12 protein-coding genes are annotated in these 17,706 nt (G+C 48.4%); 5 read left to right on the top strand and 7 right to left on the bottom strand.

Annotated elements, in window-relative coordinates; genetic code table 11:
- Positions 1-55: 55 nt before the first annotated feature.
- A complete protein-coding gene (locus tag BLV62_RS08915) occupies positions 56-595 on the bottom strand; it encodes a DUF4142 domain-containing protein (protein ID WP_168927763.1) in 540 nt (179 codons plus the stop codon).
- 287 nt (positions 596-882) lie between these two features.
- On the opposite strand from BLV62_RS08915, the gene BLV62_RS08910 reads away from it, so the two are divergent.
- Positions 883-1,620, top strand: a complete 738-nt coding sequence (locus tag BLV62_RS08910) for a DKNYY domain-containing protein (RefSeq protein ID WP_089760794.1) — start codon at positions 883-885, stop codon at positions 1,618-1,620.
- A gap of 251 nt (positions 1,621-1,871) precedes the next feature.
- Positions 1,872-2,456 (top strand): N-acetyltransferase, encoded by a 585-nt coding sequence (locus tag BLV62_RS08905; protein WP_089760793.1) that lies wholly within the window; start codon positions 1,872-1,874, stop codon positions 2,454-2,456.
- Here BLV62_RS08905 and BLV62_RS08900 read toward each other — a convergent pair.
- The 6 genes from BLV62_RS08900 to BLV62_RS08875 form a co-directional block, all read right to left on the bottom strand.
- Positions 2,400-3,497, bottom strand: coding sequence for an alpha/beta hydrolase family protein (locus tag BLV62_RS08900; RefSeq protein WP_089760790.1), 1,098 nt, complete (start codon positions 3,495-3,497; stop codon positions 2,400-2,402). The genes BLV62_RS08905 and BLV62_RS08900 overlap by 57 nt on opposite strands.
- Positions 3,494-5,470 (bottom strand): TlpA family protein disulfide reductase, encoded by a 1,977-nt coding sequence (locus BLV62_RS08895; RefSeq protein WP_089760788.1) that lies wholly within the window; start codon positions 5,468-5,470, stop codon positions 3,494-3,496. The genes BLV62_RS08900 and BLV62_RS08895 overlap by 4 nt, the downstream gene beginning before the upstream one ends.
- Before the next feature lie 16 nt (positions 5,471-5,486).
- A complete protein-coding gene (locus BLV62_RS08890) occupies positions 5,487-6,839 on the bottom strand; it encodes a RagB/SusD family nutrient uptake outer membrane protein (RefSeq protein ID WP_089760785.1) in 1,353 nt (450 codons plus the stop codon).
- Positions 6,840-6,850: 11 nt separating this feature from the next.
- Positions 6,851-10,414 carry a SusC/RagA family TonB-linked outer membrane protein gene (locus tag BLV62_RS08885; RefSeq protein WP_089760783.1) on the bottom strand — a complete coding sequence of 1,188 codons (3,564 nt, stop codon included), beginning with the start codon at positions 10,412-10,414 and terminating at the stop codon, positions 6,851-6,853.
- A 32-nt stretch (positions 10,415-10,446) separates the two neighbouring features.
- Positions 10,447-11,493: a FecR family protein gene (locus BLV62_RS08880; protein WP_089760781.1), complete on the bottom strand. Its 1,047-nt coding sequence runs from the start codon at positions 11,491-11,493 to the stop codon at positions 10,447-10,449.
- Positions 11,494-11,573: 80 nt separating this feature from the next.
- Complete coding sequence (locus tag BLV62_RS08875) at positions 11,574-12,116, bottom strand: RNA polymerase sigma-70 factor (RefSeq protein WP_168927764.1); 543 nt, start codon at positions 12,114-12,116, stop codon at positions 11,574-11,576.
- Positions 12,117-12,340: 224 nt separating this feature from the next.
- Here BLV62_RS08875 and BLV62_RS08870 point away from each other — a divergent pair, with 224 nt between their 5' ends.
- The 3 genes from BLV62_RS08870 (at position 12,341) to BLV62_RS08860 (ending at position 17,703) form a co-directional block, all read left to right on the top strand.
- Positions 12,341-12,916, top strand: a complete 576-nt coding sequence (locus tag BLV62_RS08870) for an RNA polymerase sigma factor (protein WP_168927765.1) — start codon at positions 12,341-12,343, stop codon at positions 12,914-12,916.
- 62 nt (positions 12,917-12,978) lie between these two features.
- The gene (locus BLV62_RS08865; RefSeq protein WP_089760776.1) at positions 12,979-14,142 is read left to right on the top strand and encodes a FecR family protein; all 1,164 of its coding nucleotides are present in this window, start codon (positions 12,979-12,981) and stop codon (positions 14,140-14,142) included.
- A 267-nt stretch (positions 14,143-14,409) separates the two neighbouring features.
- Positions 14,410-17,703, top strand: a complete 3,294-nt coding sequence (locus BLV62_RS08860) for a SusC/RagA family TonB-linked outer membrane protein (RefSeq protein ID WP_168927766.1) — start codon at positions 14,410-14,412, stop codon at positions 17,701-17,703.
- The last annotated feature ends 3 nt before the right edge of the window (positions 17,704-17,706 follow it).

Here is a 17,706-nt window from a genome sequence, read left to right as displayed (position 1 = left end):
ACAGGTCAATCAAAGGGCGGTTGCCACTGGTAAATCTGTTCAATGATATTGGCAACTACGGTCGCATCAATCTCAATGCCATTGTATCTGCCATTGCCTTGTGCATTTTTATGGCGGGCAGGTATTTGGCCGCGTAATTTTTAAGCGCTACCTGGCTGCTGTTGGCTGCGGCGTCTTCAAACAATGCAATTGTTTTCGCGTGATCCTTGATCTGTCCTGAGATATAGGCAGTGTCGAAGCTCTTCCCATTCTTTTGCTGCAATTGCTGGCGCAGGGCGATGTGCGCGCTATCCGGCGTGTCTGGCAGGTCGATGTTCCAGCTGCCGGCGATGCTGTTAAGGTTATTTTGCGCATCGCTGTGATCTGCCTGCATTTTTCTTCCGAACATCCGGACGCTGGAATCTGTGGATACAGAATCTGCCAGTTTTCCCATGTCCACCTCGCTCCAGTTTCCATAGGTGGCCTGCAGCATGAAGCTCTTGTCATGTTCTGTTAAATAAGGGTTGTCGATGATCTCGTCATCGTTATCTGAGCACGAGCTGACGCCAAGGGAAACGGCGATAATTCCTGCCATAAAAAACAACTGCATCTTCATAAAAAAATATTTAAGTGTTCGGGGTTGCAGATCAAAAGCCATGCTTCCTGAACATATAGCAATCCTTACAAGTTCAAAGCACTCAGTTTCAGTTTTTCTCATAACAAGGTTGTGTATGGCGGGAAAAAAATGGCGGAAAATGGGCAACGGTATGTAGAGCTCATGAACGTAATTTAGCCGTTCCTGTTATACCGGCGCCGGCTATTTTGTGAGAATAACAGGTTCAGGTATATTTGCGGAGCTGATTTCAACTATTGTAGTTAACAAAAATTATAATCCCCAAACGTATGTGGACGAAACCAATACAACTACAATCCGACAAAGACATACCCGCAGGCAATGGTTATTTTAATATCCAGGGCAAAGGCATATGTTATAATCGCTACCCCGTAAAAAATGCAGATCCCGAAACTTTCGTCTGGCAACTCGACTTTGCCAGGGACAAGAACCGTTGTTACAGGGCAGGAGAGGCATTCAGGGAAGCTGATCCTGCAACGTTTGAAGTATTGAACATCTACTTTGCCAGGGACAAAAATCATATTTATAATGTAGCAGGGATAGACAAGAAGGTGGATTATGAAACCTTTACTGTACTGGATACCGGGTTTTTCGTGGATGAAGAAGGAAGGAAAAGAAAAACAACCTCCTTTGCAAAAGACAAGAACGGCCTTTGGATGATGGAATACTATTCCTACAAACCCGTTGCTATCAAAGGTGTGGATGCGGAGTCTTTTGAAAGGATCGACGATAGCTATGCGAGGGACAAAAAATACCTGCTCTGGCGGGGTAAAAAGGTAATTAAGGCCGACCCGGCAACATTCGTGGCGCTGAATGCAAATTATGGGAAGGATGCCAGGAATGTTATCCTCCAGGATACCTTGTTCCGCCAGGCCGACTATGAAACATTTCAGGTGTTTAAAGAAAATATCACCATCGCAAAAGATAAAAACACCTATTATCATTTTGACGCAGAGATAACAGAAGCAGAATTTAAAGACCTGCTTCAGCGACAGGGCGCCTGGTAACCCTGCCCAACAGGGCAAAAGGATAGCTATAAAAACCCTTCAGTTTTTGAAGACAGGCTTCAGAAACTGAAGGGTTTTTCATGCCGTCAAAGCAGCAGCTGCAATTTTAACAAATCCGAAATCCAGGCTGAACAAGGGCTTAGATGAGAGCATAGGTTTTTAGCATTCACGGGAACAGATATTGCCATACACGGGGTGAGTCAGAAAACAGGTATTTGCCTGTTATTCTTCAAATAAAAACAAAAAAGAAAATGGACCCGGAAAGCAACGGTTTTATAATCCGTATCGCAAACGAAACCGACACTCAATACACCTTATCCATTATCAATGAAATGGAATCTTCCGCCAAGGCAAGGGGAACAGGTATATCTAAAAGAAATCCCGAGACTATAAACGAAAAGATCAGGAAGGGGAACGCCGTAATTGCGACTTCCCCCGATGGCGACTGGATTGGGTTTTCCTATATAGAAGTCTGGAGCGGAGGCGAATTTGTTTCCAACTCCGGTTTGATCGTGCGTCCCGAATGGAGGGAAAAAGGCGTAGCCAAACACATTAAACAGCGGATATTCCAGTTGTCGAGGGAGCGTTACCCTGATGCAAAGATCTTCAGTATCACTACAGGCATGGCTATAATGAAGCTGAATTCCCGCCTGGGCTTCGAACCGGTCATCTACGACGCTATCACCCACGACCAGGCTTTCTGGAAAGGCTGTGAAAGCTGCGTTAACTACCAGATACTGCAGGGTAAACAATGCAGGAACTGTCTCTGTACCGCTATGTTATTCGATCCTCGAACCGCCGGTAAGATGGCCGATCCCATATTGGTGACGGATTAACCAGTTTTTAATCGCCAGCCATGCGGTTTCATCGAAGTCGCCTTTTAACTTCGGCAGCTCTTCGTTTGTACATTTCTCACAGCGGAGGAGGAGATGGTTTAAGCCGGGAAGCGCTACTGTTGTTACATCCTTGTTTCCGGCAGCAGTTAATACTCTTTTGATGTTCGATAAGTTAAGTGCTGCCGGCACCATAATATCCTTGTCTCCATTTAAGGCCAGGAATGGCACTTGTATCTGCCGCAGGAAGCTGTCGGGCTCCCAGCGGATCTGGTACTGGTACCACCTGCCCTTAGCCGTATGGATATAAGATTCAAGGAAGAAACGGAGGTGATCATACTTCCCCGGGTTGTCCGCCAGGAAGGCGCTGTCGTCTGCCTGTTTCCAGGCGGCATGGGTAGCCCGCAACCTGCTTTCCAGCAGGCTGTCGCCGGCATAGCGATAAGCTGTATCCAGCATCCGCAGCGTAATAGTTTCATGACGCTTCTTGTCGTAGTTGCTGATGGGCGCCAGCTGTATGAGATTCCTGTTCTGCTCTTTCAGCGATTCAATTGCCCTGGAGGCCAGTCCTGCCAGGGTTACCACAAATGCTACCTCCCTGCTTTCGGCTGCCGCCATGATCACAGCGGCGCCTCCTTCGCTATGTCCTATCAGCCCCACTTTTCCAATATGCGGCTGTGTTTTCAGGAAACGGACCGCCGCCAGGGCATCCTGCGCAAAATCGCAGGTAGTAGCTTCTGCATAATTTCCGTTTGTTCCGCCCACTCCCCTGTCATCTACCCTTAACGATGCAATGCCTATACGAACCAGCGAATCTGCCAGGTATTTGAACATCTTATGCCCGGCCATAGTCCCATCGCGGTCTTGCTGCCCGGTGCCTGAAACAAATACTACTGCAGTAAAGGGACCCTGCCCGTCGGGCAGGGTTAATGTGCCGGCAAAGTGGATAGTGTCTTTATTCTGAAACCTGGCTTCTACCGAACGTTGCGCGCGTGCGCCTGTAAATACTGCCAGGCTTAATACTAACGCCAGTATCCTGATCATCCTTCTTTCTTTAACAACTCAACGATATAGGATATTTCATCAGCCAGGCCGCTGGGACTGCCTTTGTATCCTGAACCCATCCAGCGGATAACGCCATGCTGGTCGATGATGAATTTGGCAGGGATGCCCGAAAACCCCATCGCTTTTACATACTTGTTATAGGTAGCGTCCAGTTTGCCGGTGTTCTTGTCTTTTGCATCAAACAAAACCGACAAATGATAGCCTTTCGATTGCATGAATTCCTTAATGGCCTGTTTGTAGTCCGGCTTTGTTTCCTGGGTGGCAATAAAGTAGAACTGCACATCTTTATCGTTCTTGTATTTGTTCACCACCATCTGCATACCGGGTAAGGCTTCCTTGCAGGGACCGCACCAGGTAGCCCAGAAATCCAGGACCACTATTTTGCCTTTCAACCTGGAAAGAATTGCTTCTCCGCCGCTCATCTGTTCCAGCCTGAACTCCGGCGCATCTCTCCTGATCAGTTGCGCTTTCAACGCTTCCCGCTCTTTATTCAGATCGTCAGTATTTTTCATTGACTCAAAATAGCTGTCAAACCCTTTATCGTTGCCGTGCTTCTTAACATAAGCGCTTTTAAGGATCTCAATAGTAGCGGGAGTGGCTTTATTGTTGCGGGCTGCGGCTTCTGCAACATCCTGCGCGTCCCGCTGCCTGTTGTTTTTCATCAGCACTTGTGCGTAGATGTCCAGAAAGTCGGCCCGCTTCGCATCCGGCTGGTCCTTTACTTTCTCCAACCAGGTAAGCGCTTCCTGGTCTTTCCCCGCTTTGTGCAGCAAAACGGCATGGCCTTTAAATGCCGGTACCGACAGTGAGAGAATGTATTGTTTCCATTGCAATGGCGTATAGAAGTTACTGTTCTCGCCTTCCCGTTTTGTTGTGTAGGCCTCTATATATTTCACCAGTTTACCTGAATACTCCAGGGCTTCATCGAACCCGACCTGGTCGTGTTCCCATGCGTTCATGATGAGTAGGCGGTGAAACTCCGTCAGCGCTACAAAAGGAGCCGGGGCCATCATAGAATCCAGTATGGATAAGTTCTTTGTTTTACCTACGGCTTCGTATACCCGGCCACGGTATACTTTACCGTAATACATTTTCTCTGTCTCTGTATTGCTGAGTTTTCCCAGGGGGAAACGTTGGGTAAATTCCTGCCACAAGACATCGCGTTGTTCCGGTTTGGCAAGGAATAATTTTTTGATCATGATATCCCTGGCTGCAATACCGTTCGGAAAACGGGCAGCGATCAACTGATCCACTGAATCTGCATGCTGTTTGTCGCCCAGCATACTTTGGTAGGCGTCCCGTACCTGTATCAACTCCTGTTCCGTGGCATCGGGCTGCGAGAGGATGAATTTGTTCTCGCGCAGGATGATGCTGTCGCCATCCTTTCCTCTTACTTCCCTCACCACTCTTATGGCGTAAGGGTATAAAGGCCGGCGGCTTTCGGGGTGATGCAGTATTTCGTTCTTCAGCCACATCATGGTCACTTCCTTTGCGATCATTGCTGAGGAATCTACTACTGGCGGCATTTCCGACCGGAACATGGGCGAGCGGAGAAATCCCCATGTTGTATAACCCTGTGCCATGATCCGCCCGTCTTTTGCTGTATGCATTGTCGCATAGGTCATTTTTCCTCCTTTGTCGACAATCCCGTTTGCTTCGAAATTGAACACAGAAAAAGCGGAACCTTCAGGCAGGTAAAATTTTGTTACCCAGCCACTGTCTACCATTTGCATGGTGAGGTCCCTGGCCTGCCACTCGTTGTTGGCGAAGGTATACATACGCCCTTGTACGGGCGCCAGCCCCTGTAGGGGTGTATTGGTTGGGTTGTAGAATAAGGTGACCGAATCGCCCGGCCTCGTAAATTCAGGAGTGAACCTGACATATTGGGCCGAAGTAAGGGCAGGGCACATGAAACATGCACCAATAATAATATTCCAGATAGCCTTTATCATATAAGCAGTTGTTTACCTATCTCGGGTTTTGTTCTAAAGCTGGGTTTAGTTGAATGTTGTATGCAGGAATCGGGTATACATACCTGTTGCTGTTAGGAGCAAGGGTATAACTGGCGCCGCTTACCAGGTTGGTACGGGTGATTGGTTTGGCAAAGCGCGGCTCCGCAGCCAGTCTTTTCTGGTCAAACCAGCGAATAGATTTGAATGCCAGTTCTCTTCTTCTTTCTTCCAATACCTTTATTAAAGCTTCATCGGCAGTTGAAGCGGACAGCTCACTGTAATCGGCCGCTGAAAACCGCTTCTTCCGGAGGGTATTGATAATCGCCATAGCCTCATTAGCTTTACCCGCACGGGCAAGGGTTTCCGCCTTGATCAGCATCATTTCTGGCACCGTTACGCCAACATTGCGTGTTTCGTAATTCACCATTTCACTGGCATTTACCCTGAACACTTTGCCGCTGTACGTATAGTCTTGTGTGAGCTTGGTATAACGTATGTCTGTTGGCTGGTAAAGCGCTTTCAGTTCTTTGCTCAATACCAGCAGGTTGCTATACGTATGGCTGGTTCCTGCTTCCTTCACCAGGATAATTTCCGGGTCGTAAATATGCCGCGGAACTGTTGAATTAGGCAGATCCAACAAGGTGTTCTGGATGGTTAATGCTTTATCGGCATACTCGCCGGCTTCGGCGAAGCGCCCCATCTGCAGGTAAGTTCTGGCTAACAGCGCATAAGCCGCCGCTTTGGAAGGGTAGATATTGTAATTGTTTTTATCGGGCAATGAAGGAATAGCTTGTGTAAGATCAGAAATGATCTGATCGTAAGCCTCCTGCACCGTACCCCGCACGGCTACTTCAGCCACATCCGGTTTCAGCATTAGTGGAACGCCCAGGTCTTTACTGCTGGTAGCGGCATCGTATTGTTTGCCATATTCATTCACCAGCATAAAATAGTTATAGGCACGATGTACGCGGGCTTCTGCTATTACCTGGTTCTTTTCCTGGACCGTGCCGCCGGCCGATCCCATTACATCCTGTATAACAAGGTTGCACGTATAGGTGGAGGCATACGATATTTTCCAGTCCGGGTCTGCGGTGATGGCGTCGTAATACTGATCGGCCCACATGTAGCCCCGCAGGTATTCGGGCGATAACGACTTTTGCATCGCGCTATCTGTATATTCTGTGTCATCGGCCGAATAATCAGGCATATCCACAGACCGTTTAAGGTCCTGGTTATTCATCAGGTAACGGAAGTTCAGGTATTCGCCGGGCGTGAGAGCGCCTTCTGTCCGGATGTCTGTAAACTTGCTGCAACTATACAAAGATGTTGCTGCAAAGATCGCGAGGTATAATAAGTGATGTTTTTTCATTTGATCAGGTTTTAGAAATTGACATTCAGGGAGAAATTGTAAGATGCTGATGGCGGCAATTTCAGGTTCCTTGTAGCAGGCGGAAAATCCGGGTCAATTCCCAGGTCGTTCTTCACCCATATCATTCCCAGGTTGCGGGCGGCTCCGCTGATGGATATACCACGGATCGGCAACCGCTGGAATATTTTCACAGGCACATCATAGGTTAAACTTACTTCACGCAAGCGGATATGATCGCCGGGCAATATATTGAAATCTGCATTCGTGTACCTGGCCTGCGCGGTACCACTGTTGCCCTGCAATCCCGGCACGTTGGTAAAGGCCTCGTCTCCCGGTTTCCTCCAGCGGTCTGCAATCAGGCTGCTGGTTTCGTAGTTCACCAGGCCATAACGACCGGGATATTCTGACGGTACAGGACGGAAGAATACATTACCCATTTTATAAGTGGCCATCACAAAGAGCGTAAGGCCTTTATAGCGGAAAGTTTGGGTAAGGCTGCCAAAGAAAGGAGGGGCCAGGCGTCCCATGTATTTCAGGTCGTCTACCGACCCCAGTTGCTGGTAAATGCCCAGGGTATCGCCTTTCGCTGAAAGCACACGCGGCGAACCGTTTTTATCCAGTCCTGCATAACGGAAGGCAAAAACATAGTCGCTGGGGTAGCCTTCGATCGGGCCGCCAACACCGCCGGATTGCAACAGGGAGCTGGTAATGTTATAGCGGGCGTCTGTTACTTTGTTGGTGTTGTAAGAGAAGAGGAACCTGCCGCTCCATTCGAAGTCTTTCTTCTTCATAATTACCCCGTTGATGGCAATGTCTACGCCTTTACCGTTGAGGGTAGCTGTGTTGCGCGTGATATTGTCGAAACCTACGGTGTTGTCTATAGGAAAAGTGGCAAAGAGGTCTTTCCCTTTTTTGAAATAATATTCCAGGCTACCGCTTAAACGGTTATTTAACATACTGAAATCAATGCCCGCATTGTATACTGCTGTTTCTTCCCATCGCAACGCAGGGTTGGAAGGGAAGAGGATAATGGCATAAGGGTCATATGGGTAGCGGTAATCGCTGGCAACCAGCGAGATCTGGTCATAAGGCAATGCCGACAGGCTGATATTCCCGTTGATACCATAAGTGGTACGAAGGGTCAGGCTGTTCAGCCAACCGGCATCCTGGAGGAATTTCTCTTTGGAAACAGCCCACGATACGCCTGAAGACCAGAAAGGCCTGGCCCTGTATTTTTTATCTAAACCGAAGTTGTTGTAATCATCGTACCGCGCACTTCCTGAAAGGGTATATTTCCCATCATAGGTATAAGCAAGGTTGCCAAAATACGACAGGAACCTTCTGCGCTGGTTGGAGTAACCCTGGCCGTTGCTGATGTTATAGCTATATCCGTCAACCGACGTATAGGGCTTCACGTAGTCCACAGGTTTATGATATTGCGATTGAGGATTGTAGCCATACAGCCGGTTGGTATTGCTTCCATCTATCGTTTGGCGGATCTCGCTGCCGGCAAGCGCATTGATCTGGTGTTTGCCCAGGAAATTCCTGTCGAAGTTCAATTGTCCGCGGATGCTGTAGTTATTCTTCGTTACGTCATTCGTATTCAGTATAGCTCCTGTTGGAATGCCGTATACCAGTTTGCCGTCGTTGCCTATGGAAGTGGCGCTGTTGACAAGGTTACGGGTGAAGTAGGTGTCTTCGCTATAATACGTTCTGACAGAGGAGTTGGCTCGCTCTACCATATATTGCCCGTTCAGTGAAAGGCCGTTGGTAATAGGAATATTCAGTCCGAGGTTGGCGGCATAATTACTTTCTGCAACAGTATTATCTGCATCGTTTAATTCATCAATATAGTTATAACCCCATGGGAGGTAGCCTTTGGCTTCGAGAGAACTGAGCCGGCCGCTGTAATACGCCCTGGCGTAGGAAACTGAGTTGCCGTTATCATCTACTAACTGGTCGTAGGGCATGAGCGGAGTGGCGGATCTTGCATATACGCCTATTCCCAGCGCGTTTTGAGTGAACCTGAACCAGCTTCCACGGAGGTTGGCGCTGAAAGTGATGTTTTTGAAGAATTTAAAATCCTGGTTAACGGAGAGGGTCATACGTTCGCCGCCTGTTCCTTTGCTGCTGGTGTTTTCCTTATCATAGGCGCCGGAAATAAAATAAGTATGATTGGTAGTGCCGCCGTTTATATTAAGGTCGTAGTGTTGTGTAGACGCGGCGCGTAACAGGTAATCCTGCACCTGGCTGCGGCTGTCGCGGCCCCGGAGGATATTGAACATGCTGTCTTGCTGCGCCTGGGTAACCTCGCCGCGTTTAGTTTTAAAGATCCAGTCAACTACGGTGCTGACAGGTCTCTGGTTATAGCCTGGCAACAGGGAGGGGTCGGTAATAAAGCCTTTTGAAACCAGTTCCTGCTCGTAGTCTATCATTTGTGAAGCGTTCATCATTGGCAGGGCATTGATCCTGGGTTTACCGTTGAAACCAGCGCCTGCGGAAAAAGAGATCTTTGGCGCGCCGTCGTTGAGCTTCCCTTTTTTGGTGGTGATCACTATTACGCCTGCAGAAGCCCTGGCGCCCCAGATAGAAGCGGCAGCAGCGTCTTTGAGGAAGGTGATCTGCGCTACATCGGCGGGATTGATGGTACGGATATCCATTTCCGATGGAAAACCGTCTATAACCAGTAAGGGTTTTTTATTTACGCCTGTATTTAAGGTAGTAGCGCCGCGAACGATGATGTCGTAACTGCCGTTTCCCTGTACGCTTCCTGTTAGGTTGCCATATACGAAGCTGTTGTCAGATTCGCCGATATTCAGCTGAACGCCGGCTACCTGTCCTTCGAGTCGGTGGATCACATTCGGAACCGGGATCTTTTCCAGGTCTTTTGCCGTTACCACACCGAAGGAGCCGGTAGCGCGTTCTTTGGGCAGGTTTACATAACCGGTGGATACTACTTCTACCTGTTTCAGGCTGCCCACACGTTCCTGCATGACTACGTTCAGAACCCTGGAGGCGCCAAGCATCACTTTACTGCTTTCGAAGCCGATGCTGGAAAAGATCAGCATGGTTTCGTTGTCGGGTACGGTGATGGCAAATTCGCCGTTATCGTTTGCAAAGGCTGTTTTGTTCGATTGCAGCCCCAGTACCGAAACTCCGGGAACTGCTTCCTGGCTGGTTGTTACAACACGGCCTTTCAGCGTCCTGTTTCCAATAGCTGCATCGTTGTTACCGGCGCTTTCAACCTGCTTTGCAGGAGTGTTGCCAGGGATCTTTTTCACGATCACGTTGTTCCCCCTGATGTCGAAAGTAAGACCGGTGCCTTCCAGCAACTGTTGTAACGCATCTTCCAATGATTTGTTGGTACAATCAAATTGTAGTCTGGGTAAGCCTTCCAGGTCTTTGGACTGGTACCCGAAATACTTGCCTGTTTGTTGCTGCATTTGCCTGAATACCTCTTTAACGGTGGTATTGGCAAGATGGATGTTCACCTTCGGATCTTTTTGCTGGGCAAAAATGGTGGTTTGATACAGGCATAGGAATGCCATTAGCACTACAACAATTTTTCTTGTCATTTTGTACTTTAATTGGTTGATGTAAAAAGTAGCTAGTACACTACGTAATTTTCTTTCTCTTTGGCATACCTGGCATTGGCCAGTGCAGAGATGTTCTCGAGGGCACTCTCAATAGATGTATTCTTCTGAAACCCGGTGGTGATGAGCAAGTTGGCCAATTGCTCATTTTTAAGCTGGATATTGACGCCATAGTAGATCTGAAGATCTTTCAATATATCTGCAAGCGTTTCATCATTAAATACGATATCGCCGGATTGCCAGGCAAGAATATTAGCGTTGTCTATATTGCGGCGTTTAGATATTTCGCCTGTCGGCACTACCAGGCGTAGTTCTTCTCCTTTCTGCAAGGTAGAAAGGTCTTTTTTGCCGGAGCTGATCTTTACCTTGCCGCTTACAACAGAAACTACGGCCTGTCGCCGTCCCGCATAGGCTTTTATATTAAACGAAGTACCCAGCACAGTGGTTTTGATATTACCGGGTGCATGAATGATAAAAGGCCATTCTGCGGCCTGCGATACCTCGAAGAAGGCTTCTCCTTCCAGGTAAACCTCTCTCTGATCGCCATTGAAATGGCTTGGGTAACGCAACTCGGATGCTGCGTTCAGGACGATCCTCGTGCTGTCTGATAATACTATTACTTTTCTTTCGTGGTTGCCTGTTTGTATGGTGGTGGTGTAGGCGGCCAGCACTTTAACCTGGGCGCTGTCTTGGTGGCTATACGCAATAGCCGGAACCTGGGCCGGCCGGCTGAACATCCATGCCGCTACGCCCAACAGCAACAGCCCTGCGGCTGCGGCGCCATAGGCAAATACTCGCCTGCGTTTTCCGGGAGCAACTACTTTTGCAGGTTGTTCCACATCGGCCGCCAGGTCAATTTCTCCCTTGTAGTTGATATAGGAAGCGGAACCGCTTGCCTGCTGGATCTGGCTGTACAGCTCATCCAGGAGCGCTTCCAGCGCGGAGTCGTCTTTGAACCTGGCATACAGGTCAAAGAATTCGTCGCGCTGCTGAGGCGTACATTTCCCTGATACGTATAGCTCAAATAAGTTCCTGAAGTGTTGCTGGTTCAATTTTTCCATATTGATAAACAGTCGCTGATCGCCGTTCCTGGTAATATGACGAATGAAAAGAGGGAATGTCCTATCGGGATAAAAAAAAATCAGAAAAATTTTATCTGCCCCGCTACCACTTTGCGTAAAAAGTTCAGGGCGGCAGTCAGCTGGTTTTTAACAGTAGAAGGGGAGATATCCAGTTCCCTGGCGATCTCGTTGCGGGAGCGGCCTTCAACCTGGCTAAGCTGGTAGATAAGGCGGCGTTGGGGTGGCAGTTTGCTGATAGCTTCCGCAAGCGCGATCTCGTATTCTTTGGCGGAAATGGTGTCGTATATGGGGCTTTCTTCCCAGGTATGGCCTTCAAAATAATCGGCCCTCAAACGCTGGTCGTTCGCTAACTGCCGTAAAACATCCATCACTTTGTTGCGTACCATGCGATAGAGGTAATCCTCCATATTATGGATATTGCCGAATTGTTCGCGGATCGACCAAAGCTTGATAAATACTTCCTGGATAATATCGCGGGCAAGGAGTTCCGATTGAACGGTTTTAAGTGCGAAGTAATAGAGAGGATTCTCGTACGTACGGAAATAGGCTGTAAATAACTCTAACAGCCGCCTTTCGTTATCGTTTGTTGTGATCTCCCTCAATTTCAGATAATTTAATGCCCCGCTTCAAAAATAAAATAAAAAGCCGGTCAAACACCCATTTCCAAAAAAAATCACCGCCCTCGCTTTATATAATTCTTTTCATGTATGTTAAATATCAAACATAACCAGGCTTTACTGAATGGTATTCCCCTCCCTGTTATATTAAACAATAAGTATTAAATTTACCGTTGCATCAGGAGATGGGAGCTGATGGAACTAAACTGATGAATGAGGTTTTACTGCAACAATTAGCCCTCGGCAGCCGGGAGGCATTTACAGCTATATACCAGCAATATCATAATGGTATATATAATTATCTGCTTAAGTTCACCAGGAACCCGGCGCAAACGGAAGACCTGGTGCATGATGTATTTCTTAAAATATGGGAGATAAGAGAACAGCTGGATATAAAGAAGTCGTTTGATGCATACCTCTACCGTCTTGCCCGCAATACCGCCCTTACTCAATTAAACCGCATCGCCCTGTACGATACCATCCGGGATGAGATCATGCACCGGCTCTCGCTGGGCCTCAACGATCATTCGCTCATGAACGAGGTAGAGAGCAGGCAATACGAACAATTACTGCAGAAAGCCATCGACAGCCTGCCGCCACAGCGCCGGGAGGCATTTATCCTTTGCCGTCAGCAGGGTAAGAGTTATGAAGAAGCAGCCGCTTTGATGAACATCTCCCGTAATACCTTTAAACAACACCTGTCGCTGGCCGTAAAATCCATCCGCGACTACCTGCTGGAAAACGGCAGTATTTCGTTGCTGGTACTGCTGGTATCCCTGAAATAAAAAATTTCATAATTTTTTTACATCCGATCCACCCATTTCTTTTACTCGTTAGTCTTATAGTTATGGAGCCAAATAATTTTCCGGTTAAAGACCTGTTACAAAAGTTTCTGGACGGCGTTATCACGGATGCCGAAAGCGAAGCTTTGTTTGCATGGTTGAAGGAAAACCCGGCGGCGGCAGAGAGCCCGGAGCTGGAATCTTTACTGGAAGAAGTGTATCATCGCTCCTTTGAGGAGCCGCCGGCGCTTTCGCCTGCCGCCGGTGCACGGATCCTGGACCGGTTAATGGAAAGTACGGCCGCCCCGGTAGTGCCGATGCGCCGACGCTGGATTCCATATGCCGCAGCGGTAGCGCTGCTTCTGACCGCAGCCGGTACCGCCATGCTGGTTATGCGCAATAAGAAGGCAGCGCAGCCACTGGCGGGCAATACCATCGCCGCTCCTGCCAAACCAGGCAATCATGCCATGCTTACCCTGGCAAGCGGCCAGCAGATTAGGCTCGACAGCGCATATGGAGATATCGTAAAAAGCGGCGACCTGCAGGTAAATAATAATAAAGGAGAACTGGACTATAAAGGAAATGCCAACACTGCTGAACTGCATACCCTCACCACGCCGAAAGGAGGCCAATACAGGCTTACCCTGCCGGATGGCACCAACGTATGGCTGAATGCAGCTTCCAGCATCACTTTCCCTACTGCCTTCAACGGAAAATACCGCCAGGTGAAAATGACCGGCGAAGTATACTTTGATATAAAACAACAGGCCAGCCAGCCGTTTATGGTGAACATAGACGGGAAAGCCTCGGTAGAAGTACTCGGAACCGAATTTAACGTGAACGCATATCCCGATGAACCGGGCATACGCACCACTTTACTGCAGGGAAGCGTCAGGATGCTCCATCACAACGCAACCGCCGTACTGAAACCAGGACAACAGGCCGTTGTCAGCAACGATCAGCTGAATGTGACCACCAGCGCAGACACAGAAATGGTCGTTGCCTGGAAAGAAGGACTGTTCCGCTTTGAACATACGCCGCTCGACGCAGTACTGCGACAGCTAGCACGCTGGTACGACGTACAGGTAGTGTATGAACAAGGCGTGCCAGGTATTCTTTTCAGCGGGGAAATTAAAAGAGACCTGGATCTTAACCAGGCACTCACCGTGCTTAGCACTATGGGAGTGCATTATAGGGTCGAAGGCAGAAAACTGATCATTATGCCTTAACACACCGTCATGTGAACCATACCTGATATTTAATCATCTGATTGTTCGGAATACTGATGATGCGCCGGTAAAACGATGTCGCCTGCTATTCCAATCACCTGATCGCAGATATCTGATCAAGTTCAGATAAAAAGCTGTATAGCTATTGGCGGAGCTTTGTCCTGATACTAACAAATTATTTAATCAACCAGAATGAACATGATTCCAGCATCAAGTTTTCACAAACGGTCGACAGGCAGGAACCGGCTTTTTAGAAAGCTGACCGTAATGCTAGTGATAGCTTTTTGCCTCGGTATTTTTACAAAGGCAGGAGCGCAAACGATCACCTATAGCAGCAAAAAAGCAACGCTGCAACAGGTGTTTGCAGAGATAAAGAAACAGTCCAACTATGTCGTGATATTCAATCCGGATCAAATAGATGTTACTGTATCCGTTTCGGTAAACGCCAAAAACCAGCCATTGGAAGCGTTCCTGAAAACCGTCTTCTCCGGTTTGCCCGTGAAGTACAATATTGTAGGTACTACCATCGTGGTGTTCCGGAATACAGACAAGCCGAAAGACATTATGCCCGATGAAAAGATTCCTTCACAGGAAGTATCGGGCGTAGTGTCCGACGACCGCAGCGGCGCCCCGCTGATGGCCGTAAACGTAGTGATCAACGGCAGCGGCAAAGGAACTCAAACAAATGAAAAAGGATTTTTCACATTAAAAGATGTAACGGATAATGATGTGGTCACATTTTCCTGCATCGGCTACCAGAAAGCATCCATCTCCGTTGGCAAACTGAAAGTGCTTTTCTCTGTTAAACTGCAGTTGGCAACCAGCGAACTGGATCAGGCTGTAGTTCAGGCCTATGGCGTTACCAGCAAACGTTTGGCAACCGGTAATATTACCAGGATAGGGTCCAAGGAAATAGAAAGGCAACCTATCCTCAATCCTTTGCTTGCTTTGCAAGGCCAGGCGCCGGGATTGCTGATCACTCAAACCAGCGGTTATGCCAACGCTCCTGTAAAAGTGGAGATCAGGGGCCGCAATTCCCTGGGTACAAATTATATGTCCGACCCGCTTTATGTGATCGACGGCGTACCGATGACGGTACTCGACATTCCCGGATCGTACCGTAACGGCGGCGTATCTTCTGGTTACGTACAGGGAGGTATGTCGGCAACCGGCGGACAAAGCCCCTTGTTCAGCATGAACCCGCGGGATATTGAAAGCGTAGAGGTATTGAAAGATGCCGATGCTACAGCTATCTACGGTTCCCGCGCTGCAAACGGCGTGATACTGATCACCACGAAGAAAGGTAAGCCGGGTAAAACCAATTTCTCATTGAACCTGAGCCAGGGATATATTGATGTGCCTCACCGCCGCAATATGCTTAATACACAGGAGTACCTGCAAATGCGCCGGGAAGCATTCAAGAACGATGGCATTACACCTAACGTGGCCAATGCACCCGACCTCACCGCCTGGGACACTACCCGCTACACCGACTGGCAGAAAGTACTCCTGGGTACCGGTAGTCAAACCTCTGTAAACGCAAGCCTCTCCGGCGGCGATGTACACAACACTTTCCGTTTGAGCGGCAACTACGACAGGCAGGTAGATGTATTGACCAAAAGCGGGTCTAACCAGCGCGCTACCCTTGGCGCCAACCTTAATCACCGCAGCCAGAACCAGAAATTGAGCGTAAACCTGGGTACAATGTTCTCCTATACCCATGTAGATGCACTGAACGCCAACCCGAGTATTTTCCTGCTGCCTCCCAATGCGCCCGCAGTGTATAACGATAAAGGGGAATTGAACTGGGATGAATGGAATGCCAGCAATATGGGGTCTTCCTTTCCTTTTGGTTACCTGCTGCAAACGAATGTGATGGAAACAAACCAGTTTTCCTCCAACCTGGGCATCAGCTACGAATTGCTGAAAGGTCTTACCATCTCTACTACCGCCGGTTACACCAATATGACCGGTTCCAGCAACTTTTTTATACCTATAGCTTCACAGAATCCGCAGACGAACCCTATGGGGTCTGCCAATTTTGGGACAACAAAAAATACTAACTGGATCATTGAACCCCAGGTCGCCTATAACCGCTTCATAGCAAAAGGCGACCTGAGAGTGCAGCTCGGAGGTTCTTTGCAATCTACTATCACTGATGGCGTATCGAATTTCGGGTTAGGATATTCCGACGATAATCTTCTGTCGAGCATCAACAACGCCCTGATACAGCAAACAACCGAAAACTATGCACGCTATAAATATGCAGGTGTGTTTGCCCGCATCAATTATAACTGGGCCAATAAATATATCATTAACCTGAACGCCAGGAGGGACGGGTCTTCCCGCTTCGCCGCCGGAAGCCAGTTCGGCAACTTCGGATCAGTAGGCCTGGCCTGGAACGCCTCCGAAGAACCCTGGATGAAAAGCCTGCTGCCCGACTGGATAAGCTTTGTAAAGCTCCGCTCCAGCTACGGTCTTACGGGTAGCGATGGATCGATCGGCGATTACCAGTATTTATCACAATGGTCTACCAAACCATCCAACAATCCACTTTATCAATACAACAACCTGCAACCACTGGTACCCATACACGCTGTAAATCAGCAATACCGATGGGAGTCCAACAAGAAATTTGAAGGTGCGCTGAGCCTTAGTTTCCTCGACGACCGTATTAACCTGGAAGCGGTGTATTACCAGAACAGGTCGGGCAACCAGGTAACGGGTATCCCTACCCCGAGGTACACAGGTTTTCCATCTGTAGTGGCCAACTGGGATGCGGTGATTGAGAACGCAGGATGGGAAGGCGCTTTGCGCGCCAACATCATCAGGAAACAAGACCTGATATGGAATGTAACCTTTAATATTTCTACAAACCGGAATAAGCTGGTTTCTTACCCTGGTATCGAATATTCGCCCTACTACAGCACCTACAAGGTAGGCAATTCACTCAGCGCCGTATACCTGTTGCATTACCTGGGAGTTGATCCGCAAACTGGTCTGTACAGTTTTGAAGATCACAACAAAGACGGGCAGGTGAAGAACAATTCCAATGTACCGGCAGGAACAGCAGACGACGACAGGTATGTAATGGTAGATCCGAATCCAAAATATTACGGGGGACTCGGTACTTCCTTTACTTACAAAGGATGGAACCTGGACCTGTTCTTTGATTTCAAACGACAGTTGGGGCAGAATCCTTACAATATATTACCGGGTCAGTTCAGCAACCTGCCGGCTGAAGCGCTTCGCGATCACTGGCAGAAACCCGGAGATATTGCCTCTTACCCTGGCTATTCTACCACTTACGGAACGCCTATAGGGTCTTCGGATGCAGCATTCGTAAATGCGTCTTACCTGCGCCTGCGCAACATAGCATTAAGCTACTCCCTGCCGGATAAGCTGCTGAAGAGAATGCATATGTCGGGCTGCCGTGTATTTGCCAATACACAGAATATTTTCACTATCACCAACTTTACGGGTATTGATCCGGAAGTACAGGACATTTCAAGTGTGCCGCCTTCCAGGACTATTACCGGTGGTTTATCCTTTAACTTCTAAATC

The sequence above is a fragment of the Chitinophaga terrae (ex Kim and Jung 2007) genome (assembly GCF_900107795.1).
GTDB lineage: Bacteria > Bacteroidota > Bacteroidia > Chitinophagales > Chitinophagaceae > Chitinophaga > Chitinophaga terrae.
The sequence above is the reverse complement of the archived record's forward strand: the minus strand, read 5'-3'. Positions and strand labels throughout refer to the sequence as shown.